23 protein-coding genes are annotated in these 24,063 nt (G+C 44.4%); 15 read left to right on the forward strand and 8 right to left on the reverse strand.

What is annotated here, in order from left to right; translation table 11 throughout:
• Positions 1 to 547: 547 nt before the first annotated feature.
• Together A5878_RS16205 and A5878_RS16210 are read right to left on the reverse strand one after the other, a co-directional pair.
• Positions 548 to 691: a putative holin-like toxin gene (locus tag A5878_RS16205; RefSeq protein WP_015510573.1), complete on the reverse strand. Its 144-nt coding sequence runs from the start codon at positions 689 to 691 to the stop codon at positions 548 to 550.
• A 277-nt stretch (positions 692 to 968) separates the two neighbouring features.
• Positions 969 to 1,865: a LysR family transcriptional regulator gene (locus A5878_RS16210; RefSeq protein WP_005230517.1), complete on the reverse strand. Its 897-nt coding sequence runs from the start codon at positions 1,863 to 1,865 to the stop codon at positions 969 to 971.
• Between the two features lie 116 nt (positions 1,866 to 1,981).
• On the opposite strand from A5878_RS16210, the gene A5878_RS16215 reads away from it, so the two are divergent.
• Together A5878_RS16215 and A5878_RS16220 are read left to right on the forward strand one after the other, a co-directional pair.
• Positions 1,982 to 3,643 carry a malolactic enzyme gene (locus tag A5878_RS16215; RefSeq protein ID WP_276527804.1) on the forward strand — a complete coding sequence of 554 codons (1,662 nt, stop codon included), beginning with the start codon at positions 1,982 to 1,984 and terminating at the stop codon, positions 3,641 to 3,643.
• A 13-nt stretch (positions 3,644 to 3,656) separates the two neighbouring features.
• Positions 3,657 to 4,937, forward strand: a complete 1,281-nt coding sequence (locus A5878_RS16220; protein WP_005230514.1) for a 2-hydroxycarboxylate transporter family protein — start codon at positions 3,657 to 3,659, stop codon at positions 4,935 to 4,937.
• A 180-nt stretch (positions 4,938 to 5,117) separates the two neighbouring features.
• On the opposite strand, the gene A5878_RS16230 is transcribed toward A5878_RS16220, so the two are convergent.
• Together A5878_RS16230 and A5878_RS16235 are read right to left on the reverse strand one after the other, a co-directional pair.
• Positions 5,118 to 6,500 (reverse strand): lytic polysaccharide monooxygenase, encoded by a 1,383-nt coding sequence (locus A5878_RS16230; RefSeq protein WP_034869493.1) that lies wholly within the window; start codon positions 6,498 to 6,500, stop codon positions 5,118 to 5,120.
• A gap of 277 nt (positions 6,501 to 6,777) precedes the next feature.
• On the reverse strand, positions 6,778 to 8,301 hold the full coding sequence (locus A5878_RS16235) for a flavocytochrome c (protein WP_015510577.1): 1,524 nt from the start codon (positions 8,299 to 8,301) through the stop codon (positions 6,778 to 6,780).
• Between the two features lie 477 nt (positions 8,302 to 8,778).
• Here A5878_RS16235 and A5878_RS16240 point away from each other — a divergent pair, with 477 nt between their 5' ends.
• Positions 8,779 to 9,198 (forward strand): phosphate-starvation-inducible PsiE family protein, encoded by a 420-nt coding sequence (locus A5878_RS16240; protein ID WP_034869496.1) that lies wholly within the window; start codon positions 8,779 to 8,781, stop codon positions 9,196 to 9,198.
• A gap of 15 nt (positions 9,199 to 9,213) precedes the next feature.
• Here A5878_RS16240 and A5878_RS16245 read toward each other — a convergent pair whose 3' ends face one another.
• Positions 9,214 to 11,019 (reverse strand): sensor histidine kinase, encoded by a 1,806-nt coding sequence (locus A5878_RS16245; RefSeq protein ID WP_005230500.1) that lies wholly within the window; start codon positions 11,017 to 11,019, stop codon positions 9,214 to 9,216.
• Between the two features lie 53 nt (positions 11,020 to 11,072).
• On the opposite strand from A5878_RS16245, the gene A5878_RS16250 reads away from it, so the two are divergent.
• The gene (locus tag A5878_RS16250; protein ID WP_005230498.1) at positions 11,073 to 11,789 is read left to right on the forward strand and encodes a response regulator transcription factor; all 717 of its coding nucleotides are present in this window, start codon (positions 11,073 to 11,075) and stop codon (positions 11,787 to 11,789) included.
• Here A5878_RS16250 and citG read toward each other — a convergent pair.
• From citG to A5878_RS16265, 3 genes are all read right to left on the reverse strand, one after another.
• Positions 11,766 to 12,629 (reverse strand): triphosphoribosyl-dephospho-CoA synthase CitG, encoded by an 864-nt coding sequence (gene citG, locus A5878_RS16255; RefSeq protein WP_228077415.1) that lies wholly within the window; start codon positions 12,627 to 12,629, stop codon positions 11,766 to 11,768. The genes A5878_RS16250 and citG overlap by 24 nt on opposite strands.
• A complete protein-coding gene (locus tag A5878_RS16260; protein ID WP_005230494.1) occupies positions 12,622 to 13,317 on the reverse strand; it encodes a GntR family transcriptional regulator in 696 nt (231 codons plus the stop codon). Before A5878_RS16260 ends, citG begins: the two co-directional genes overlap by 8 nt.
• Positions 13,318 to 13,433: 116 nt before the next feature.
• Positions 13,434 to 14,780: a CitMHS family transporter gene (locus A5878_RS16265; protein WP_034869500.1), complete on the reverse strand. Its 1,347-nt coding sequence runs from the start codon at positions 14,778 to 14,780 to the stop codon at positions 13,434 to 13,436.
• Positions 14,781 to 15,211: 431 nt separating this feature from the next.
• Here A5878_RS16265 and A5878_RS16270 point away from each other — a divergent pair, with 431 nt between their 5' ends.
• The 11 genes from A5878_RS16270 (at position 15,212) to A5878_RS16325 (ending at position 23,747) form a co-directional block, all read left to right on the forward strand.
• The gene (locus A5878_RS16270) at positions 15,212 to 15,559 is read left to right on the forward strand and encodes a hypothetical protein (RefSeq protein ID WP_034869502.1); all 348 of its coding nucleotides are present in this window, start codon (positions 15,212 to 15,214) and stop codon (positions 15,557 to 15,559) included.
• Between the two features lie 9 nt (positions 15,560 to 15,568).
• Entirely contained in the window at positions 15,569 to 15,982 is a 414-nt protein-coding gene (locus A5878_RS16275; protein WP_005230471.1) for an acetyl-CoA carboxylase biotin carboxyl carrier protein subunit, read from the forward strand.
• A 23-nt stretch (positions 15,983 to 16,005) separates the two neighbouring features.
• On the forward strand, positions 16,006 to 17,121 hold the full coding sequence (locus A5878_RS16280) for a sodium ion-translocating decarboxylase subunit beta (RefSeq protein ID WP_005230469.1): 1,116 nt from the start codon (positions 16,006 to 16,008) through the stop codon (positions 17,119 to 17,121).
• 24 nt (positions 17,122 to 17,145) lie between these two features.
• Positions 17,146 to 17,271, forward strand: coding sequence for an OadG-related small transporter subunit (locus A5878_RS17745; RefSeq protein ID WP_008381833.1), 126 nt, complete (start codon positions 17,146 to 17,148; stop codon positions 17,269 to 17,271).
• A 12-nt stretch (positions 17,272 to 17,283) separates the two neighbouring features.
• Positions 17,284 to 18,279: a [citrate (pro-3S)-lyase] ligase gene (gene citC, locus A5878_RS16290; protein ID WP_005230467.1), complete on the forward strand. Its 996-nt coding sequence runs from the start codon at positions 17,284 to 17,286 to the stop codon at positions 18,277 to 18,279.
• Positions 18,280 to 18,291: 12 nt separating this feature from the next.
• Entirely contained in the window at positions 18,292 to 18,600 is a 309-nt protein-coding gene (gene citD / locus A5878_RS16295) for a citrate lyase acyl carrier protein (protein ID WP_005230465.1), read from the forward strand.
• On the forward strand, positions 18,588 to 19,475 hold the full coding sequence (gene citE / locus A5878_RS16300; RefSeq protein WP_005230463.1) for a citrate (pro-3S)-lyase subunit beta: 888 nt from the start codon (positions 18,588 to 18,590) through the stop codon (positions 19,473 to 19,475). Before citD ends, citE begins: the two co-directional genes overlap by 13 nt.
• A gap of 2 nt (positions 19,476 to 19,477) precedes the next feature.
• The gene (citF, locus tag A5878_RS16305; RefSeq protein WP_005230461.1) at positions 19,478 to 21,010 is read left to right on the forward strand and encodes a citrate lyase subunit alpha; all 1,533 of its coding nucleotides are present in this window, start codon (positions 19,478 to 19,480) and stop codon (positions 21,008 to 21,010) included.
• Positions 20,991 to 21,545 carry a citrate lyase holo-[acyl-carrier protein] synthase gene (citX, locus tag A5878_RS16310; RefSeq protein ID WP_050759624.1) on the forward strand — a complete coding sequence of 185 codons (555 nt, stop codon included), beginning with the start codon at positions 20,991 to 20,993 and terminating at the stop codon, positions 21,543 to 21,545. The genes citF and citX overlap by 20 nt, the downstream gene beginning before the upstream one ends.
• Positions 21,542 to 22,933 (forward strand): oxaloacetate decarboxylase subunit alpha, encoded by a 1,392-nt coding sequence (locus tag A5878_RS16315; RefSeq protein ID WP_005230457.1) that lies wholly within the window; start codon positions 21,542 to 21,544, stop codon positions 22,931 to 22,933. The genes citX and A5878_RS16315 overlap by 4 nt, the downstream gene beginning before the upstream one ends.
• A gap of 274 nt (positions 22,934 to 23,207) precedes the next feature.
• Entirely contained in the window at positions 23,208 to 23,747 is a 540-nt protein-coding gene (locus A5878_RS16325; RefSeq protein WP_002323461.1) for a DUF1697 domain-containing protein, read from the forward strand.
• The last annotated feature ends 316 nt before the right edge of the window (positions 23,748 to 24,063 follow it).

Consider the following 24,063-nt stretch of genomic DNA (forward strand, 5'->3'; position numbering starts at 1 on the left):
CTAACTCTTCTTTTCTTTGCGTAAATTGCAGATTCTCAACCGTCGCAGCGTTACTTAAAAAGCCCATCAGGATAGAAAAAATCCCCTTTTTTCACATAAACTTGTTTTACTAACTCACCGCAATCACATTTTGTCCAGCTAGGCAGCCAGTATAAGCGCCGATTGTAGGGCGTTATTGGTATTTTCCATTGTTCATTCAGTTTCTTCATGCACATGAAAGATATTTTAAGTACCCGATAGATTAATAATACCGAGAAAATGTGTTATTAAATTATGGAACAATGGTAGTACTTAGAAATTTTTAAGAAAGAAAAGCGATCTTTTTTGCCCTCCACCTTCCAGCTGCTCCCCACCACTTAGGAGGGCAAAAAAATAGACGTGCAATAGCACGTCTGTAGCGTCAATGATTGATATCTCACCGAAATCTTGCTATAATTACTGTGTAAAGAGGAGTTGCGTGAACAACTCCCCTACAGCACCGTTTAAGACGGTGGCAAGTTTTATATTATTTTAGTAATCAGTCAACTCGCCAAAGTTTAGTGACTGGTTACTTTTTTTTGTCGTTTTTTGCTGCAGTTAGGATGCCAAAGATAATCGTTGCGATTAAAGAACCGAAACTAATCATTAGCCCTAATGCTTCAGCTACAGACAAAAGGCTTCTCCTTTCTAAAGAGTGAACACTTACTTTCATAAGCACCACCACCTTTCAAAAGATAGCCACCGTCACAAACTTTACTGTCCTACTATTATACCAAAAACCCACGCTAAAAACCGATATTTATCAAGGCTTCCAGCGTTTTTTCATGCGATAAGAACGGTCTAAGTAAAGGAATTTTTTTCTCGTTTCATCGTTTAAAGGAACCATCCATTTGTTTTTTCCACGTTGAAAGATCCCTTTTATTTCAGCAGCTCAAGAACACATACCGACACCATTTTTCTCTGACCTTACCTCAAGAAACCCCCATTCCTCACCCTTCATCCTCCCAAGACAGCTCATCCAAGATCCTAATCAACTTCTGGACCTCTTGATTCAACATCGCACTCTTTAAGTAGGCATATTGAATATAAAAGATCTCCTTATCTTCAGGGACCAGTGGTATTTTCACTAAGCCTTCCATTTCTTGAAACACGGGAAATTCCGTCATCAGGGTAATGCCTATATTGGAACTGACCAGTTGGCCAATCGTCTGGACGTCTGAAAAATAAAAGGGGACTTCTGGCTTCTTCTTTGATTTCTCACTTAAATTCTGAAAGGCGCGCATATGGGTATAGCCTTTTTCCAATAGGATAAAGGGATATTCAGCAGCTTCTTCGAATGAGATTTCCTTTTTTTCTGCCAATGGATTTTCTTTTGACACAAAGATAAAAAACTCTTGCTGGTGCAGCAACTTCACCTGCAGATTCGGGTGGACGAGGGGATTGACACTGCCCAACAAGCTGAAATCGATTTTTCCTGATAATAGTTTTGAAAGCAATTCATTGGATCCCCCAGATACCAAGTGAAATTTCGAAATAAAGCGGATGATCTCTTTTTCATCTAAGAGTTTTGAAAAGACTTTGGAACGAATGATTGGCGGCAAACCGATGTGGGTCCGATTGTTTTTAGCATGGTCGATGGCTCGGTCCAAGGTCACAAATTCATCTAAGATATATTGCGCATGAGCCTTCAAAATTTCCCCCTCTGTCGTCAATGAGATGGAGCGATGAGAGGCTTCTCGAGCGATCAAATCACAGCCATAATGCTCTTCCAAGCGTTTGATAGCGTAGCTGACGGTTGGTTGACTGACAGCAAATTTATGCGCCACTTGCGTAAAAGAAAGCATCTCTGCCAAAGCGTTAAAGTATTCTAAATCTCGTATGTTCATCGTCTGATTTCTCCCTTAGCCGATTCAAGCTCGCATCGGTTTTGTTATAAATAATTTTTATTATACCACCGATAGTTGACTATAATTCTGTCCGAGGATTAAAGTAGCTAATGGAAATGAACGAGTACTCAAAATACACCTATTGGAGGAACATAATGAAAGCACATGACATTTTAAATAACCCATTTTTAAACAAAGGAACCGCGTTTACGCAAGAAGAACGAAAAGAACTAGGGTTGATCGGTTTATTGCCCCCTCACGTACAAACGATCGAAGAACAAGCAGAACAAGCCTATTTACAATATGTCACCAAAGAATCCGACATTGAAAAACGTCACTTTTTAATGGAGATCTTTAATACCAATCGGACATTGTTCTACTATTTGTTCAACCAACATATCGTTGAATTCAATCCGATCGTCTACGATCCAACGATTGCTGACACCATTGAAAATTACAGCCGCCTATTCGTTGATCCTCAATATGCAGCATACTTAGATATCAATCATCCAGAAAACATCGAAGAAACGTTGAAAAATGCCGCTGGCGATCGGGACATTCGCTTGATCGTAGCCACTGACGCTGAAGGGATTCTTGGGATTGGTGACTGGGGTGTCCAAGGTGTCGATATTTCTGTCGGTAAATTGATGATTTATACAGCAGCTGCTGGGATCGACCCTGCTTCTGTTTTACCAATCGTGATCGATGCTGGGACCAACCGTAAAGAATTGTTAGAGGATCATTTGTATCTAGGCAATCGGCAAGAACGTGTCTACGGTGATGCCTATTACCAATTCATCGATCAATTTGTTCAAACGGCAGAATCATTGTTCCCTAAACTTTACTTGCATTGGGAAGACTTTGGCCGTTCAAATGCTGCAACGATTTTGGACAAATACAAACAATCGATTCCAACTTTCAATGATGATATCCAAGGAACGGGAATCGTTGTACTGGGCGGTATCTTCGGCGCATTAGATATTACAGGTGAAAAATTAACGGATCAAGTCTACTTATGTTATGGCGGTGGTTCCGCTGGTGCCGGGATTGCCAGCCGTGTCCATGCCGAAATGGTCAGCGAAGGTCTTTCAGAAGAAGAAGCCTACAATCATTTCTTTATGGTTGACAAACAAGGGCTTTTGTTCGATGATATGTCCGATTTGACTCCTGCACAAAAACCATTTGCCAAAAAACGGGCTGACTTTGCCAATGCTGGCGATATGACGCAATTGATCAATGTCATTAAAGTCGCAAAACCAACGATTTTGGTCGGTACTTCAACCAATGCCGGTGCCTTTACCAAAGAAGTTGTGGAAGCGATGTGTGAAAACACTGCTCGTCCAGTGATTTTCCCTATCTCGAATCCAACCAAAAAATTAGAAGCAACGGCTGAACAAGTAATCGAATGGTCTGATGGAAAAGCCTTTGTGGCAACCGGTGTCCCTTCAGGAACGATCCAATACAAAGGGGTCGACTACCAAATCGGTCAAGCAAACAACGCCTTGATCTATCCTGGTCTAGGGTTAGGTATGTTGGCTTCAGAAGCCTCTCTCTTGACCGATGAAATGATTGGTGCCGCTGCTCACTCATTAAGTGGTTTGGTTGACTTGAGCCAACCCGGTGCACCAGTTCTTCCACCATTTGAATACGTTGCGGACGTTTCTATCAAAGTGGCTGAAGCAGTTGCCAATAAAGCCAAAGAACAAGGGTTAGCCCAAGCGCAAGAAACCGATATGGCAAAAGCTGTCCAAAATCTCAAATGGTATCCAACATACTAGGAAGGTCTGAAAAATGAATAAATTAAAAACGATGACGATTTCGGGAATTAGTCTTCCCTTGTATCTCTTTTTCATGGTTGTCATATTCAGTGCGATTGCCTTAGACAAGTTGCCATTAAATATGGTTGGGATCACCATTTTACTGGTTGCCTTAGGACACCTGCTGTATTTCATTGGGGAAAAACTCCCGATCATGAATTCTTATCTTGGCGGCGGTTCAGTTTTTACCCTGCTTGGTGCCACCCTTTTAGCCTCCTTCCATCTCGTACCCACGAAAGTCATTGACGCGGTCAGTGACTTCATGGGGGGCGGTTTTGGCTTTCTTGATTTCTATATTGCCGCTTTGATTTGCGGCTCGATTTTAGGGATGAACCGTAATTTGTTGGTGAAAGCTTCTACGAAATTCATTCCCGTTGCTTTGATCACTATGGTAGTAGGCTTTTTCTCCGTCGGCCTTGTCGGTATGCTGCTAGGCAATGGCTTTGCTGATTCGGTGATGTATGTCTCTCTACCAATGATGTCTGGCGGGATGGGTGCGGGAATCACCCCACTTTCACAAATTTATGCTGATGGCTTGGCAAACGGCAATCAAGCTGCCATCTTTTCTCAATTAGCGCCAGCAGTTACTTTCGGGAATATTCTTGCCATTATTGGTGCTTTATTTATCGCTAAGGCCTTTGCTAAAACCAAATACAATGGCCATGGTACACTGATCAATGCCACGAAAGAAGAATTAGAAAAACCAAAAATAACGCTTGATGCCCAACAAATCGGGGTCGGGATGCTCTTTTCCTTCTCACTGTTGGTCGTTGGTGCGATTTTAAGCGACTTTTTCCCTAAAATTCACGAGTATGCCTTTATGATCGTGATTGTCTTTATTCTAAAAGCCTTGAACATTGTCCCTAAGAAACTCGAAGATTCTGTGGTGATGTTCAACAATGTTGTGATGACGAATTTGACCCACGCGGTCTTGGCGGGGATTGGTTTGGCATTGATCGATCTGTCAACATTGGCCTCTGCCTTTACTTGGCAATTTGTCGTGCTTTGCCTAACCAGTGTCGTATCTATGGGGGCTGCCAGCTGGTTCTTCGGGATGGTATTGGGGATGTACCCCGTTGAAACCGCAATTGGCGCCGGTATGATCAACAACTCCATGGGGGGAACAGGCAATATCGCTGTATTGTCTGCCTCTGATAGAATGGAAATGATTGCTTTTGCCCAAATGGCCAACCGTTTATGTGGTGCGATCGTGCTGATTTTAGGTGGGATCTTGATCCGTTTCTTCTATTCTTGATCAAGAACAAAAAACAGGTGCTGCTACGCATGATGCATAGCAGCACCTGTTTTTGCATTCCTCAAACGAATTCGTCCAATTGGTTGCACGAATCAAACAAAGGTTCAATCATTTCCTCATAAAAGAGTCAAAAAGAGCAGTGCCACCGCACTGCTCTTGCGTTACTGATTCATTCAAGGGTTACAGCTTCTGAAACAAGGTTGGTGCTTGATCAGGAGACCAAGTGGTGTCCCCGTAATTTGAGTGGGTGTTAATCACGACATAATTGCTGCCTTTATGGCTCACGATTTCACCGCTTGTATACACTTCTGGTGCAGAGAAAGTACCTAGTTTCCACACACGGTATTCTGACTCCCCGCCTCCAGGTGTTTCCGTTTCTTCTTTGGCATTGGTTTTCACGCTCAGCTGGTTACTGAAAGCGGATTGTTCGCCCGTTTTGCTGATTGCTTTGATTTGGTAATTGTAGGTTGTATCCGCTGCTAGATTCGTGTCTTCATAGGTTGTTCCTGTGGCCGTAGCAATTTTGACGCCATTGCGGTAAACATCATATCCAGCGATCCCATTTGTATGAGTCGATGCTTGCCACATTAAGGAAACGCTGCTGTCTGTCACGCTCATTTGATGCAGGTTGCCTGGTGTCGAAGGGGTTTCGACTTGATTGTCTGCTGAGGTAGTCACTTTCACTGCAGCACTTTTTTCTGAAACTAACGCCGTAAAGCCGACAGCTTCTACTTGATAGCTATAGGTTGTGTTGGCTTTTAATTGCGTGTCGGTAAAGGTTGGCTCAGTAGTCGTTGCCACTAAGGCACCATCGCGATACACGTTGTATTCTTTCGCATCGGTTTGACCGTTCCATGCTAAAGCCACCGTGCTGCTAGTCACTCGTTCTGAGCGGACATTTGCCGGTGCTGCTGGTTTTTCAGGAATGACTGTTGAACCAGAAACGTTAACGTCGATCACGTTATAAAAGGCATTTGGCGTATCGGCAACATCCCAGACCGCTAAAATGACATGGTAACCGAGACGATTTTCTGGAATGGTAATGGTATGGCTTGGGCTATTGCTGGCAGCCGATCCATCGTGATTCACAGTAGCGATCAATTCCAAGCTATCTCTTGAAAGTGGCGCGTTTTGATCCCATCCTGGTTTCGTGATATAGTAATGCCATTTTGTGGTCTTGTGAGGCGCTGTATAATGCCAGTTGACCCGCAATGGTCCTTGATTGATGTCTTGTTTGGTCCAACGATTGGTTCCTTGTTCATCAAGAACAAAGTCCCCGATTTGTCCGAGTCCACCATCTGCTGAAGCGATGCGACCATCTACTGGTCCTGCTTCTGGAAAGCCTTTTTTAGTTTCCAATGATTGTGGGTTTGAAATGACATTGCCATATTTCTCAAACGCAGCGCTCCACCCTAACGTATTGCGATCCAAAGACCCTTGATAGCCCCGACTGACCGGTGATTCCACATAACCATGAGCAAATACTTGTTTCCCCGTGAAGAACAAGGTCCCTCCAAGTAAGATTGCCACCCCGACCGACCATTTTACCAATGCGTTTTTCATAATCTGCCTCCTAAAATTTTTTATCATCGAATAAACCAATCCTATCCGTTTATTCCTTGATTCCGATTCATTGAAAAGCAAACCCTACATTTATAAATAGTTTATTTATATATGTATGATAAACGAATTAATCATTATAAGATTATAATGACTAGTTTTTCGTCCTTTCAGTTAGAAATACAAAAAAACTTGAAACGATTCTCCTCCTAATCGCTTAAGAGGATTCGTTCCAAGTTTATTTCTTTATAGACGATCTTTTTTAGGAAAAAACAGCCGCTTATTTCCCGTTTTCTTTCACATAATCAGAGGATTGCGCGCCTGCTTGGCGACCAAAGACCATAATGTCGGCTACAGCATTGCCGCCGATTCGATTTTGTCCGTGGATACCGCCGGTCACTTCACCTGCTGCATACAAGCCAGTAATTGGTGTGCCATCTTCTTTCAACACTTGGGTCTTCGTATTGATCTTGACGCCGCCCATTGTATGGTGGATCCCAGGTGCAATTTGAATCGCATAGAATGGTCCTTCCGTCAAATCATAGTCCATCGCCGTTTCACGACCGAAATCTTTGTCGGCTTTGTCTGCCACTGCTTGGTTCCATGTATCTAAAGTTTTCTTCAAGGTTGCTGGATCGACATCGATTTTTTCAGCTAAGGCTTCGATGGTGTCGGCTTCTACCACTACACCTTGTTCTTTGTAGTAATCGACTTGTTTGGCTCTACCTGCTAACGCATTGTCAAAAATCAAGTAGGCATAGCTTTCTGGCAGATCCGTAATAGCAGCTGAAACATTGTCGCGGGTTTCTAATTCATTGTAGAAACGTTCCCCTTGTTGGTTCACCAAAATGGCGCCTTCTCCACGAACGGTTTCACTGATCAACATACCTGTATCTTGAACCACTGTTGGATGGACTTGGATTTGATCCATATCAACCGTTGCGCCGCCTAATTCTTCGATCATCTTGATGCCATCGCCTGTACTTCCTTCAGAAGTCGTGCTGACATAGCCTTTCAGATCTGGACGATATTTTTCGATCAGTTCTTTGTTGGAGCCAAAACCACCAGTAGTAACAACCACTGCATCACCAGCGATTTCTTTTTCTTCGCCATTGATTTTCACGTTGACGCCAGTGACTTTGCCGTCTGTTTCATTGATTTTTGTCACATCAGCATTTACAAATAAAGGAATTTCTTGCTCATGAATGTTTCTCAACAAACCATCCACCAAGTACGTACCGACTGCTGAACCGTCGTGAGGACGATGGATCCGTTTTACACTGGCACCGCCGCTATAGCTGATATTGTCTAAAGTGATCCCCATTGAATCCAACCAATCAATCGCTGAAGCAGAGTTGTCTACTAAATAATGCAGCAGATCTTGATCGTTGGTTCCTTTACCACCTTTTAGGGTATCTTCAAAAAATAGTTCATTGGAATCTTCAATGCCTTGGGCTTCTTGGAACTTGGTTTCTGATGCGTTCATTCCGCCAGAAGATTTCAAGGTATTTCCGCCTGCGATCGGCATTTTTTCTAAAATGACTGGATTCATTCCAGCATCTTTAGCCGACAAGGCTGCTGCCATCCCTGCACCGCCAGCACCAACGATGACGATATCATATTGATCTTTTAACTCTGCTGGATCGGTATACTCTTGTTGGGAAGCACCTGAAGTGACTTCACTTTCTGAAGAAGAGCTTGCCGCACTGCTGCTGGCTTTTGTTCCGCCATCGGCGCCACATGCACTAAGCAACAATAATGAGGCTGCCCCAATCACCCATTTTGACCATCCACTTTTTTTCATTTGTTTCCCTCCGTTTTTCTTGCTCTTTTCTCCTCACTGATCCCCGTCATATACGATAAGAAAAGCAGCATTTTTCTTGCGAACTCTGCCAACTTGTTACTTTATTAACAATGATAAACATCTTGCGATCGGACTATTTTTCTATTCGATAGCGACAAAAACATTGTTTAAGCAACATTTTAACAGCGTTCTATTTTATTTAACCATTGTAACAAAAAAAGAAACTAAGTGTCCCGTAATAATTTGTGTATATTTTAACTATTGATTCTCATTGTTTTCTAATTTTGCCGAAAAAAGATAATATATTTTTCTCGCTACTTTCTGCTATTGAAAGCTATCACAAAAGACACGCTCATAGAAGGATCGTTAAGCTTACGGTCAAAAAGATATGGCCGCGATTGTTCTTTCTCTGTTCTTTTCCCTTTGCTCTGCGTCTTCTTTTGTATAATAAAAGAAAAAGCAGAAATGGAGTGGCGAATGGAAAAATTGACCCGAATGTTCGAGCGAGTGATCAGTATTTGTATTGATAGCATGTTGGCGATCTTAGTCGTTGTCGTCTTGATTTTTATGGGAAAAGCGATTTTTATGATCAGCACGACGCTCTTTCCCTTAAGTGAAGCGCCCCACCTGTCCTTTTTGATTGAAGAAATTGCCACGTTATTCATTTTATTAGAAATCATTTTGATGTTGCTGCGGTATATGAAGGACGGACACCATATTCCCGTCCGTTACTTGATTCTGATCAGCATTACTGCGATTTTGCGCGAGTTATTGTTGACGGAAGGTATGGCGAACGATGCCCTATTTTTTGCTTTAGCGATCTTTGTTTTGGTACTCGTCTTGCTAGTCCTGCAAAAAATCAATGCCTTCCAACATACCCAAGAAAAAGACCACTGAAACCACCCCATTGGATCAGTTACTTTCAGCGGCTTTTTCGGGATCAGTTAGAGGGATACCAATATAAAAGGTGGTTCCTTTAGGCGTACTTGTAACATCAATCAACCAATCGTTTTTTTCCACGATCGAAGAGACAGTGAAGAGTCCTAGACCAGTACCGCCAGTGGCACTCTTGGTCGTGAAAAAGCGGGTAAAGATTTTTTCTTGGATCGCTTCTGGTATGCCGGGACCGTTGTCGGAGATTTCGATCAAAGCAAACTCCTGTTGCGCGGAGAAAGCTTGCTTACGAAACAGAAAGGTGGCGCTTTCTGTCGAAGTGCGGCTCAAGCGAATGCTGCAATCGGCATTTGCTTGGTATACATTCATCAACAAATTGTAAATAATGACTTGCAGATCGATCTTCTCGTAGACGGCATATCCTACTTCTTGGATATCATACGTAAGGGAAAAGGCTTTTGGCAACAGCGCACGCATAGTATCGATGGCCTCTGTCAAGGTGGCGGCAATTGACTGCACATTTTTGTCGGCACTTTCGAGTTTCGAAAAACGCAGCACATTGCTAGATAACTCTTTGCCTTTTTCTGCTGCTTTGCAGACTTCTTGCAAATCCTCCATCAAGACTTCATCGTGTTGGTTTTCCTCGATCAGCAATTGCAGATGACCAATCATTGGCGTCAAAAAGTTGTTTAGGTCATGGACGATCGAGGTCGTTAGCAAGCCAATGGTTTCCAGTTTTGATTCTTGCAAAATGTTTTTTTCGATTTCGTGCTTTTCTTTTAACAGCCGTTGTCGTTCTTTCAATGCTTGGTTTTCGACATAGGCTTGATTGCGTTTCATGTAGTTTTTGATCAGGACGGTCAATAAAATCATAATGACAAACAACAAACCCAGTAGGCCGATCAAAATCAAGTTGTCTTGTAAAAAGAGACCGCTTTGCTCCAAAAAATCGGCATTGCTAGCGACGATCAGCCGACTGTCGCCTATGGTGATCCATTGATAAGCAGCCAATTTCAGCACTTTTTGCAGTGTTTCTTCGTTCCACCAATAAGAATAATAGACGGAGGTGCCTTCTTCATTGTCGATTTGTTCTTGCTCCAAGCGCTCAAGATCGGTGAAATCCAGCTCTGGAAATTCTTTTTTGCGGCTCTCAACGATGGAAAAACCAATTTGTTCGTCCGATGGGTGCATAACGATCCGCATATCGGCGTTTTTGACCATCGTATAGCCGGAAACATTGCGATCGGTGGTAAATTCATGATGATACATGCGCTGCAGATTCAAAGGCATCACAAGAACCGCTTCTTTGTCGTCAAGGGTTAGGGACTGATACACATTTAAATAGGCCTGCTTGCCATCAAAATAGACTTGCCCATTTTGTACCTGCCGTCCTGCCAATACTTTGTCTAAGGATGGGTCTTTGAATAACAATTCTTGCACCGGCGGATCTTCTGGTTTATTGACCGCCGTTGCGGTATTTTGGGCGATGACCTGACCTTGTTGGTTGATCAAAAACAATCCGACCATGGCATTGTTCGCAGAATTGATCACTGGTAACGTTAAAGGCCGCTGCAAGTCAGCCAAGGCGGCGCCTTCGAGGTGGTCATCGGCATAATTGGCAAGAGCCATGTGGTACGATTCGATACTGCGGCTGATCAGCTTGATCGCCGCTTGGTTGACCGTTTCCAACTGCCGCAACCCGACGGTTTCAGCTTGTCTTTGTGCGCTTTTATAACTTGTAAAGGTAAAAATAAGTCCAATCAGTGTAATGAATAAGGTAGCGACCACACTTAAATACAGCCAAAACTTTGATGGCGGTTTCATTGTAAACCCCTTTCATATTTACTATAATACTATTGATACAGGAGGCGGATATTTTGCGAGATGAAAAAATTTTAATCGTTGATGATGACCCTGCCATTCGGCGGCTGATTTGGAAATCTTTACAGTCGACGGGTATTTTGATCTACCAGACCGATTCCGTTGAAAAAACGATTGCGATCAACTCTCGTGTCAGCTTTGATCTTTTTTTACTGGATATCAGTTTAGAGCATGAAAATGACGGCTATCATTTGGCACAACTGATTCGGGAAGAAAACCCCACGGTGCCGATCGTTTTTTTGAGCGGAAAAAGTGACGAAAAAGACATGATCAACGGCTATGAGATTGGCGCCGATCACTACATTACGAAGCCTTTTTCACCAGCACTCTTAAAAGCACAAATCGTTTCGATTCTTGATCGCCGCAACGTGCTGCGAGAAAAAGGGATCGCCAAACCGGAAGGCGATCTGTGCAGCGGCATGTTTCGTTTTGACCAAAAACGCTATCAGTTTTTCAAAAATGATCAGCCCATCAAGTTGTCTTCAAAAGAAATCATGCTGATGCGCTTTTTCATGGAAAATCCAGATCAAGTGTTCTCGAAAGAACAGATTTACAGCAATGTCTGGCAAGATGGCCAATTCGATGCCAATACCGTGATGGTTTTTATCAATCATCTGCGAAACAAAATTGAAGATGAGCCGAAGCACGCCCGCTTTTTAAAAACCGTTTGGGGGATCGGCTATACCTTTTTACCAGAAGGAGACGCCTTCTAGCTGCAAGAAATAAAGCGCCAATGCTAAAAGATCCGCCGAGCCGCCGGGACTCAAATGGCGTGCGATCAATACTTGATCATAGATCGTTAATTCACGAAGCAAGTCTGTATCTGACAGATTGGCTTGGTGAATTTTTTGCATCTCCTGCTGCACGGTCTTCATCGCCTCGTAACCTCCTCGATGGACAAGGTTGCTGTCTTCGGTTTCACTCATTAGATAGACCAATCCGCGCAACAAGGAAACGGAGTTTTTTTGCGATTGCTGCCGCAAGTACTCCAGCAGTTTTTTGACCGTTGGATACCCAGCTGCAGCTTCTCCACGAATCCCCATCGTGCCGTAGGTCAAATAATTTTTTTCTCCATAAGACAATTGGTCTTTGTGGGTGATTTGCTGCAGGTCTTGCTTGACCAAATGCTGGCAGATATCAGCGGCAAGCTGCAGGATCTGATTGGTATCTTCAGCCGTCAGCTCCGCCTTGCCATTTTGTTGATAATAGACTCCTGTCGCCCCCAACAAAACTGCAAAGGAAAAATTTGCCCCTTTGTGGGTATTGATGCCTTTGGTTGCCTGAAGCATCGCTTCTTCTGCTTCTTGACCGATCTCTCGTAACTGGTCAAATAGCTGGATCAGCGAGCCTGTATGGGCAAAGCCCGCTTGGCTATAGCGCTGAAAAAACGGCGCCAAACAAGTGATACTGTTGATAAAGGTAAACACATTCATGTCCTGATGCGCACCAGAGGAGCAAGGATCTACTAAACCAGGCTTGGGTGCTAACGCTACCTCATAGTGCAGCGCATTGACTGCATAGTTGCTGGCGGTAAAAAGACGGGAATCAGTCAATTTTTCTTCGCTCCATTTCAGCAAGAATAAATTGCAGGGAGTGATCCAAATGTTCATGGGTCAACAACGTGATCTGTTCCGTGTCATTGGTTCTCATGCCGCGATAAATCAGCCAATGTTCCGCCAATGCCGCATCCCTTCTTCTAGAAGAGCGAATCGCAATGTCACGAAAATACACGAGGTACGCTTGCAGATCTAGCACGATACTTTTTAACCGCAGCATTTGACTTTTTTCGTAAATAAACGCATTGAAGTCCGAAAAGTTTTTCAAGACCCCATCCACATCATCCTCACGATTCAGCTGTTCGCCATGTTCTAACAAGCAGCGCATCTCCTGGAAATCTTCCTCAGTCATCAAGTCCATCGCTTTGATGGTCGCTAACGTATCCAATGATTTACGGATATCGTAAATCTCATAAGCATCTTTAATACTGATCCCTTTTACGACGATGCCGATTTTTGGCACATGCTCCACCAGTTTTTCAGCCACGAGCTGAGTCATGGCGTAACGAATCGGGGTTCGGCTGATATTTAGCGTATCGGAAAATTCTTTCTCATTGATGCGAGAGCCTGCGGGAATATCTCCTAAAATGATGGTTTTTTTGAATGCTTCATAGATCAAATCTTTTAATGGTTTATTTTTGGTCAGATCCAGATTTTTATTTACTGCATCAATAATTGGATTCATGATTTACTCCTATCATACTAAAAACAAATGAGATTTTTGGGAAAAAATAAGTTTATCGATAAACAAGGAAAACTACCGAGCAAAATGGCAGCCTGCTCGATAGTTTCTGTATGAAATTACTGTGGAATATAAAACGGCATGTGACCTAATAGCACGATCGTAACGACGAAGATCACGAAAATCCCCAGTGCGTATTTCGCAGCTTCTTTTTGCCATTGCCCCATATCTAAGCCCGTCAAGCGCAATAGCAAGTAGATGAAGGCAACCAATGGACTTAACAAGTGGAACGCTTGGCCCATTAAAGAGGCTAAGGCCATCTGCATATTGGTGAAACCATACGAACGACCTGCTTCTGCTAAGACTGGCAGGACCCCAAAGTAAAATCCGTCATTGGAAATAAAGAAGGTCCCAGGTGCAGAAATCAGGGCAATGACTAAGCCCCAGAAACCAGCCAATTGTTTAGGGATGATTTGCGTGAAGCTATTCGCCAAAGCCGTTGCCATCCCTGAGCCTTGGAACAAGCCCATGAAGACGCCTGCTGCAAAAACTAAAATTACGACTTGCACGGCGTCACCACCGTTGGCACCGATCCGTGACGACTGGTCTTTCAAGACTGGGTAGTTGACCATCAATGCGATACACGTACCTACTAGGAATAACAAGATTGGTGGTAAAGCGATACTAGAGATAAAGGAGCTTGCTACTAACCAGCCAATCAAGACGATCGTTAAGATACCGTTGAAGACAAAGTTTTTCGGACGGCGGATCGCTAATGTATCAGGATCAGTCACAGTTGTCATTTCTAAAATCTCATCGTTCGTCAGCTCGGTAACTCCTAAACGTTTCCGTTCTTGGATCCCCATTCTGCGAGCTACAAAGAATACCACATAGAGCAGAGACAAAATCATTCCTGGCAACAAATAAGAAAGAATATCCGCATCAACTTCCAGCACGGCCATTGCCCGAGCAGTCGGTCCTCCCCATGGCAACAAGTTCATGATGGTGTTTTGCAAAATGATCAAGACACCAAGGTTCATCATTTTCATATTCAACTTCTTATAGATGGGAATAAACGCAGAACAACAGATCAAGGTCGTGGTCGTTCCATCACCGTTCAAAGAGACTGCAGCGGCAACGACTGCCGTTGCCATCAAGACTTTCATCGGATCGCCTTTAGCAAAATAAATCATTTTTTTCGTGATTGGATCAAACAATCCCGCATCCAACATAATGGAAAAGTACAAAATCGCAAACAGCAACATGATCCCTGTGTTGGCTGTGGTGGAGATTCCCTCAAGGACAAAATCACCGATATTGCCTTTTTCTGAAACACCAGCAACCATCGCAACGAGGGTAAATAGTAATGGGATAATTACTAAGGATGTAAAGGGTGACATTTTTTTCTTCATGATGACGAACATGAAGACAATAATCATAGCATAGGATAAAATCGTTAAGAACATTTTCTTCTTCCTTTCATGCACCGAAATGTGTAAGCGTTATCAAAAAACATTTTAAAAAAATTACAGGCCCGTAATTTGTTAGCGACAAGCGTCACTAGTTTGTGAATCTTTTTCTTTTCTTAAAGGAAATAATGTTATTGAATGCTTTACACGTCTAAGAATAAACAATCAAGAAATAGAAAAAAAGACCCGTTTTAAAAAAGAACAGCAAAAAAACAATTTCTCTTTTCAAATCTTATTTTTCGTTTAAAAAGTTCTTAACAGAATATTAACGCAAGAAAAACCTTGATAAATCAACGTTTACTAAGGTTTTTCGCTCTTTTTTTAAAAAAGGAACACTGAAAAAACAATTTTTAGCCGAAATAAATCTCGCTGATTGAACGGGAGTTTCTATAATGAAAGGGAACGAATCATTGAGAAAGGAGAAACCCATGAATCTTATTAAAAGATTGTTCAAAAAAACGCATGATGAACCTGATGCGCCTGTCAGCTCCCCTTTGAAGCCACAGGAAATGATAACGGATCCACCCGCGTCTGATTGGCAAGAAGTGTCGAGCTATCAGCCAGCGCCTGCAGAAGATTATCCATTAGTCAGTCTGATAGCCGCCGCACTAGGGGCTGAATGTTACCCTGAAAGTCAGTTTGTCATTCGAAGAATTGAGAAACGCAATCCTGAATTTAAGCGAGTCGCCCTGATTGCTGCCAGTATTGCCGCAGGAGAGCTGCCTGATTCTCAGTTCACAATCAAAAAAATAGCCAAAAAAAATGAAAACAAGTGAGGGAAAAACATGTTACGTAAATTTAAAATAGCGATCGATGGGCAAGAATACCTTGTCGAAATGGAAGAAATCGGTGCGCCGCAACCTACCGCTCCTGCCCCAGCAGTGCCAACACCGGCTCCTGCAGCGGTACCTGCTCAACCAGAGGCAGTCAGCACACCAGAACCAGAAGTAGCACCGCAGCCAGCGCCAGCTACGCTTCCTGCTGATGGCGAGCCGATTCATTCTCCGATGCCGGGAACGATTTTACGTCTCTTGGTCAATGTAGGTGATACTGTACAAGAAAATCAGTCGTTGATGATTTTAGAAGCCATGAAGATGGAAAATGAGATCGTGGCACCAAAAGCAGGAACCGTGGTTGCGATTGCAGTCAATGCGGGCGACATGGTCAACCCAGGAGAACTGCTGATTACGATCGGCTAATTTATTGAAAAGGAAGTGACGTAGTGGAAACGTTAATTGAAGGTGTAGTCGGGTTAGGATCGGAGCCGGGACGGATCGTTATGATGTTCATCGGTGGTCTATTAATGTATTTGGGGATCAAGAAAGAATATGAACCGACCTTATTAGTACCCATGGGATTGGGCACGTTGTTAGTGAACTTCCCGAACTCAGGTGTGTTAAGTGCTGGCGGAGAAGCTGGCCCGTTCCAAGTATTGTTTGATATGGGGATCTCAACTGAATTGTTCCCCTTGCTTTTGTTTATCGGGATTGGCGCGATGATCGATTTTGGTCCCTTGCTACAAAATCCATTTCTTTTGTTGTTTGGCGCTGCTGCGCAATTCGGGATCTTCTTTACGATCATCGTTGCCGTGTTGCTTGGTTTTGATTTAAACGACGCAGCTTCCATCGGGATCATCGGCGCTGCTGACGGTCCGACTTCGATTTTTGTCGCAAATACGCTGAACTCGAAATATATGGGTGCGATCATGGTAGCAGCTTACTCTTACATGGCGCTAGTACCGATCATTCAACCGGTTGCCATCAAAGCAGTGACGACCAAGCATGAACGAAAAATTCGTATGTCGTATCGTGCCGGCGAAGTTTCGCAAACGGCCAAAATTTTGTTCCCGATCGTGATCTCGATCGTAGCAGGGTTAATTGCACCTGTTTCATTGCCACTGGTTGGATTTTTGATGTTTGGAAATCTCTTACGGGAATGTGGTGTCTTGGATCGTTTGTCCATCACTGCTCAAAACGAACTAGTGAATATCATTAGTATCCTCCTAGGTTTATCAATTTCTGTGAAAATGCAATATGAAGAATTCTTACAAGTCGATACATTGATGGTTATTGGTTTAGGGCTGGTTGCCTTCATTATGGACTCGGTCGGCGGCGTGTTGTTTGCGAAAGTGCTGAACTTGTTCCGTAAAGAAAAAATCAATCCAATGATTGGTGCCGCTGGTATCTCTGCGTTTCCAATGTCTAGTCGGGTCATCCAAAAAATGGCGACAGATGAAGATCCGCAAAACTTTATTTTGATGCATGCAGCCGGTGCCAACGTTTCAGGACAGATTGCTTCGGTCATCGCCGGTGGCTTACTGCTGGCACTGATTGCTTAGGTCACTAGAAAGGAGAGGAAAACTATGAGTCAAGATTTACTGACTTCATTTGAATTGTTGTTATTCGGTTGGGGCGGCGTCTTTGTCGTGATCCTGATCATCTACTTCGCATCCTTGCTTTTGTCGAAGCTCTTCCCAGTAAAAAAATAAAGAAGGCATTGTATGTATACCCTAAAAAGAATCTGGCTGCAAAAAGATCCAGAAGTCTTTTTGCAATGGCAAAAATTGATCACCCGTGCTGGCTTAGCCGTCGGTGAAGAGGTAGCCTATACCGTCGGCATTTTTGACCAGCAAACCTTGATTGCTACTGCTTCTTGCTATGCCAATATCATCAAGTATGTGGTGGTCTGTGAAAAAAGACGCTCCGAACAGCTGTTGACGCAATTGATTTCACACCTTAGCGATCATATCAAAGACGAAGGCTTCACCAAGTCCTTCGTCTATACAGCACCGAAAAACCGCCTGTTTTTTGAATCCCTCGGGTTTCGTGAAGTGCTGGCAGCACAAGACATCTTGTTCATGGAACAAGGCGTTCCTTCTTTTGAAAGCTATGCCCAACAGCTGCAACGGCAGCGAATTGGACAAAACAACGGCGCGATCGTCATGAACGCTAATCCTTTTACTAAAGGACATTTGTACTTAGTCGAAACGGCTGCGAGTCAAAAAGAACAGGTTTATGTGTTCGTTTTATCAGAAGACCGCTCGCAATTTTCTGCCAGCGAACGGCTGCAGATGGTGACGGATGGTGTGGCTCATCTGCCAAATGTAACGGTGCTGCCGACCAACAACTATCTCGTCTCCTCGGCGGTCTTTCCCAGTTATTTCTTGAAAGAGCAAGCACCTGAGGCGATCGCCAAAAAACAAGCCGCTTTTGATGCAACCCTCTTCAAAGAAAAAATTGCCCCGCTGTTGGCGATCACTACGCGTTTTGTAGGCTCAGAGCCTTACTCGCCCGTGACCCAACTCTACAACGAGGCCATGGCTGCCGTTTTTTCTCCCGAGCTTGAACTGATCGTGATCGACCGTCTGAAGATCAACCAATCAACCGTTTCGGCTACAAACGTTCGGAAAGCGATTGCAGAAAAAAATTTACTTTCTTTGCAGCAATTTTTACCAGAAACAACGTTCTCATTTTTAATGCAGCATAACTATATTTAGAGGTGATAATAAGTGGAAATCAAAAAAAGTGCGGTTGCTGGCTCTGTTGAATCCAGTGATATCTTGATCGCGATCGAGCCTACCACAACCCAAACCATCGAGCTGACCCTCGATAGCAGTGTCGAAAAACAATTCGGCAAACAAATTCGCGCCGTCATCCTTGAGACGCTGAACCATCTAGGCGTGACACAGGCCAAAATCACCGCCACCGATAAAGGCGCCTTGGACTGTACCATCAAAGCCCGAACTCTGACCGCCGTTCATCGGGCCGCCGAACAAGAACAGTATGCTTGGAAGGAGATCGACACATGGAACGTTTAAGAAGAACGATGATGTTTGTACCAGGAGCCAATGCTGCCATGCTACGGGATGCACCATTGTATGGCGCCGATTCCGTTATGTTTGATTTAGAAGATGCGGTCTCCTTGAATGAAAAAGACTCCGCTCGGACACTGGTGCATTTTGCCTTAAAAACCTTTGACTATTCTGCCATCGAAACCGTCGTACGCATCAACGGCCTCGACACGGTGGGTGCCCTTGATATCGAAGCGATGGTCCTAGCGGGGGTCAACGTCATTCGTCTACCGAAAACCGAAACCGCCCAAGATATCATTGACGTTGCCGCTGTGATCACACAAGTAGAAGAAGAAAACGATCTGCCTGTAGGAACCACCAAAATGATGGCTGCCATCGAGTCTGCCGAAGGCGTTTTAAATGCCCGAGACATCGCTACAGCTTCCGATCGTTTGATCGGGATCGCTTTAGGGGCAGAAGATTATGTCACCAATATGAAGACTCGTCGCTACCCAGATGGGCAAGAATTGTTGTTTGCCCGCAGTATGATCTTGCATGCAGCTAGAGCTGCAGGGATCGCCGCCATCGATACCGTCTTTTCTGATATCAATGACACCGATGGCTTTATCGCTGAAACGACTCGCATCAAGCAGCTTGGTTTTGACGGAAAATCAGTGATCAATCCACGGCAGATTCCCCTAGTCAATGGGATCTATGCGCCTTCAAAAGCCGAGATCCAACAGGCCAAAGAAGTGATCTGGGCCATTCGCGAAGCCGAAAGCAAAGGTTCTGGTGTGATCTCCTTGAATGGCAAAATGGTCGATAAACCAATCGTTGAGCGAGCGGAACGCGTGATCGCCCTTGCCAAAGCAGCGAAATTGATTACCGAGGAGGAAGTGTAATTATGGTGTTAAACAAAGCAGGAAAAGACATCCCTGAATGCTATGCCAACCAATACGGGGTCTTTGAAAATGAAACGGCCAATATCCATGCCTACAAAGAAGCGAGTCGCAAGATCGAGCCAGTCCTGCCAGGCAAAAGCAAGGTCTTAGGCAGCATACGTGAAGCCATTGAAAAAACAGGGCTAACGGACGGCATGACGATCTCCTTCCACCATCATTTTCGCGAAGGGGACTTTATCATGAATCTCGTTTTGGACGAGATCGCAAAAATGGGCATCAAGAATCTTGCGATTGCCCCTAGTTCCATCGCGAATGTCCATGAACCATTGATCGGACATATCAAATCTGGGGTCGTGACCAATATCACCTCTAGCGGTCTGCGGGACAAAGTCGGTGCCGCAATCTCCGAAGGCATTATGGATGCCCCAGTCATTATCCGTTCTCATGGCGGTCGGGCTCGTGCGATTGCCGCCGGCGATATCCACATCGATGTCGCTTTCTTAGGAGCGCCTAGCTCAGATGCGTATGGCAATGCCAATGGTACCGTCGGAAAAGCAACCTGCGGCTCATTGGGCTATGCAATGGTCGATGCAAAATACGCCGACCAAGTCGTGATCATCACCGACACTCTGGTGCCGTTTCCAAATACCCCAATCAGCATTCCCCAAACGGATGTCGATTATGTCGTGGAAGTCGACGCCATCGGTGATCCTGCAGGGATCGCAAAAGGTGCGACCCGCTTTACCAAAAATCCAAAAGAATTGCTAATTGCTGAGTATGCAGCCAAGGTCATCACGAGCTCGCCTTACTACCAACAAGGCTTCTCCTTCCAAACTGGAACAGGCGGTGCCGCACTAGCCGTTTCTCGTTTTTTACGCGAAGCAATGATCCAAGATGAGATCAAAGCCAGCTTTGCCCTTGGCGGCATTACCAATGCCATGGTGGAACTGTTAGAAGAAGGATTAGTGGAAAAACTGATCGATGTCCAAGACTTTGATCACCCTTCCGCACAATCGCTAGGAAAAAACGCCAATCATTACGAGATCGATGCCAATATGTATGCCTCACCGTTAAGCAAAGGGGCGTTTATCAATCAATTGGATACCGCCATTCTTTCCGCACTGGAAGTCGACACGGATTTCAATATCAATGTCATCACCGGTTCTGACGGTGTGATCCGCGGTGCTTCTGGCGGACACTCAGATACCAGTATGGCGTGCAAAATGAGCTTAGTGATCGCTCCTCTCGTGCGGGGACGGATCCCAACGATCGTCGATACCGTCAACACGATCGTCACGCCAGGCGCCAGCATTGATGTCGTCGTCACAGAAATCGGGATCGCCATCAATCCAGCTCGCGAAGACCTGATCAGCCATTTTGAAGCATTGGATATTCCCCAATACACCATTGAAGAATTAAAAGAAAAAGCCTACAGCATTGTCGGTCAACCCGAACCAATCAAGTACGGGGAAAAAACCGTCGCTTTGATCGAATACCGCGATGGCACGATCATTGATGTGGTCAAAAATGTCTGATGCCCTATTTTCAGGAACCCCTGTGACGCTAACCGACATGCTGCAGGCGCGAGAAAATAGAAGCTCCCTTCAACGGGAGCTTCTCGCTGCGGATGAAAAAGCGGCATTACTTGTTGCCACCATGAATATTCCTGGTCCCGTGAAAAATTCTGCCTCATTGACCGCAGTTTTTGAAGAACTCATTACGGAAATCGAAGAGGTCGTCAAGGAACTAATTCCACTGGCAAACCTCTACCGCAGTTTGGAGACCGGACCAGAATATTATCTCGTACTGCCCACAGATCCTTATGAACTAAAACGAATGATGGTTCAGATTGAGACCAATCATCCTTACGGCCGGTTGGTGGATCTGGATGTCTTAACCAAAACCCAAGACCAGCTTTTACCTATCAGCCGCACCGAAATTGGACTGCCTGCAAGAAGCTGCTACGTCTGTGAACAAGACGCCAAAGTTTGTGGCCGTTCTAGAACTCATAGCGTGGCAGACATGCAGCGGCAGATCCGTAAAATCATTCAGGAAAGAGTGAAAGAATGAAAAAAATCCAATTTACCGAAACCGTCTTGCGGGACGGCCAACAAAGTCTGATCGCTACACGAATGCCTACCAGCGATATGTTGCCGATTCTAAAAACCATGGACCAAGCAGGCTATCATGCCCTAGAAATGTGGGGCGGCGCGACCTTCGATGCTTGCCTGCGTTTTTTAAATGAAGACCCATGGGAAAGACTGCGGGCGATCCGCAAAGAAGTGAAAAAGACCAAACTGCAAATGCTCTTACGGGGACAAAATCTCTTAGGCTACAAAAACTATGCCGATGACGTCGTTGCTGACTTTGTGACCAAATCGGTCGAAAACGGCATCGACATTCTTCGTTTGTTTGATGCCTTAAATGATGTCCGCAATTTGGAAACTGCCATCCGTGCCACAAAAGCAGCGGGTGGACACTGTCAAACGGCGATCTCTTATACTACTAGCCAGATCCATACCGTGGATTACTTCGTTGACCTTGCCAACAAAATGGCAGACCTCGGCGCAGATTCTATCTGTATCAAAGATATGGCAGGCGTTTTGACGCCGCAAACCGGCTACGAGTTGGTCAGCCGAATCAAAGACGCGGTCGATCTGCCGCTGGAAGTCCATACCCATGCCACCAGCGGCATTGCTGAGATGACTTACTTGAAAGTTGCGGAAGCTGGCGCAGACATCATTGATACTGCCATCTCCTCTTTTGCTGGCGGCACCAGTCAGCCAGCGACCGAATCTGTGGCGATCGCCTTAGAAGATTGCGGCTTTGCTACGGGACTTGATTTACAGAAAGTCGCTGAGATTGCAGAACATTTCAATCCCGTTCGTGATCGTTTCCGTGAAGAAGGGCTGCTGAATCCAAAAGTCAAAGACATCGAACCCAAAACCTTGATATATCAAGTACCTGGCGGCATGTTGTCGAACCTACTCAGCCAATTGACGGAACAAGGATTGCAAGACAAGTATGAAGAAGTCTTAGCAGAGGTACCAAAAGTCAGAGCGGACTTGGGTTATCCACCGCTAGTGACCCCATTGTCGCAAATGGTCGGCACTCAAGCCTTGATGAATGTAATTTCAGGAGAACGCTACAAACTTGTCCCAAGTGAGATCAAAGATTACGTCAAAGGACTTTATGGACAATCGCCAGCACCCATCAGCGAAGAAATCAAAGAAACAATTATCGGAGATGCCGAAGTGATCACCGTCAGACCAGCTGATCTACTGGCACCGCAACTGCCAGCCTTCAAGGAAGAAATCGCTGAGTATGCCAAAAGCGAAGAAGACGTGCTGATGTACGCCCTCTTCCCTCAGCAAGCCCAAGACTTTTTAGGCCGACGAGAAGATCCCTTTTATGATGTCCCCGTACAGACAGTGTCTGTGAGGATTGCGGTGGATTAACAATGAAACCAGAAATAGAGAAAACAACTTAAAGTGCCCCTCACAAATTCGCTTGCTTTAGCAAATTTGTGAGGGGTATTACCATCTATAGGCTGTTTCTTCGTTTTTACTAATCAGCAGTGCAAAAATACGTACGCCACGGCCACTCCACCAATAAGCTTGCATTAATCGCTTCTCGCTCACGTATTTTGGGTAGCTGAGAAGCCAGGATTGTGCTTCCGCTCCATCCATTCTATAATCAGCTAAAAGAAGCGTTTTAAAGGAGGGGCTAGCCATGAAACGATACATCGCTTTATTAAGAGGCATCAATGTCGGTGGAAAGAACAAAATTTCTATGAAAGAATTGAAAGCCGGTTTTGAAGAACTGGGGTTTAGAGATGTGGTCACGTATTTGAATAGCGGCAATGTGATTTTTTCCAGTGAAGGAGATGATCCACAAGCCCTTGCCGAAATGATTAAAACAATGGTCAAACGCGACTTTTCCTTTGATATCGCTATTTATATCATTCGCCAATCAGAGCTGCAGGAACGCTTGGCCCATATACCTGATTGGTCAGGAACGGAAGATAAAACCATCTATGACAACCTGATCTTTTTGATGCCTTCACTGACCTACGAGGTGTTATCTGAAAAACTCGGGGCTCCAAATGCCAACCTTGAACAGGTTTTCCCTTACAAAGACGTCGTCTTCTGGTCCTACATCCGCAAAGACTATCAAAAAACCAATTGGTGGAAAAAAACAGCCAGTACCAGCGTCGGCAAACAGATTACGATTCGGACTATCAACACGGTGCGGAAGATTGCGAAGATGTGAGGAGGAGCAAGCCTTCTAATAATTATAAAACCCGTCAGGTAGACTCTTCTGACGGGTTTCTTATAACATTCTAATGTCTCATTAGTTCTCGTTACTACTATTCGTGACGCACTTTAACTGACGTTAAGTTTCTACGCAATCATCCCAACTAGAAGCAATAAACTACCGAGAATAATAGATTTTCACATCGTGTCTTTCTATAATGAATATCTGTGATAAAACAAAAACCAAGCACTAAGAAGTAATTTTGAGGCAGCTAGACAACAATATAACTGAAGACGAGAACGAAAGAAAAAATTCTTATTTGCGACATTCG

The sequence above is a fragment of the Enterococcus sp. 3G6_DIV0642 genome, from assembly GCF_002140635.1.
Taxonomy (GTDB): Bacteria; Bacillota; Bacilli; order Lactobacillales; family Enterococcaceae; genus Enterococcus_D; species Enterococcus_D casseliflavus.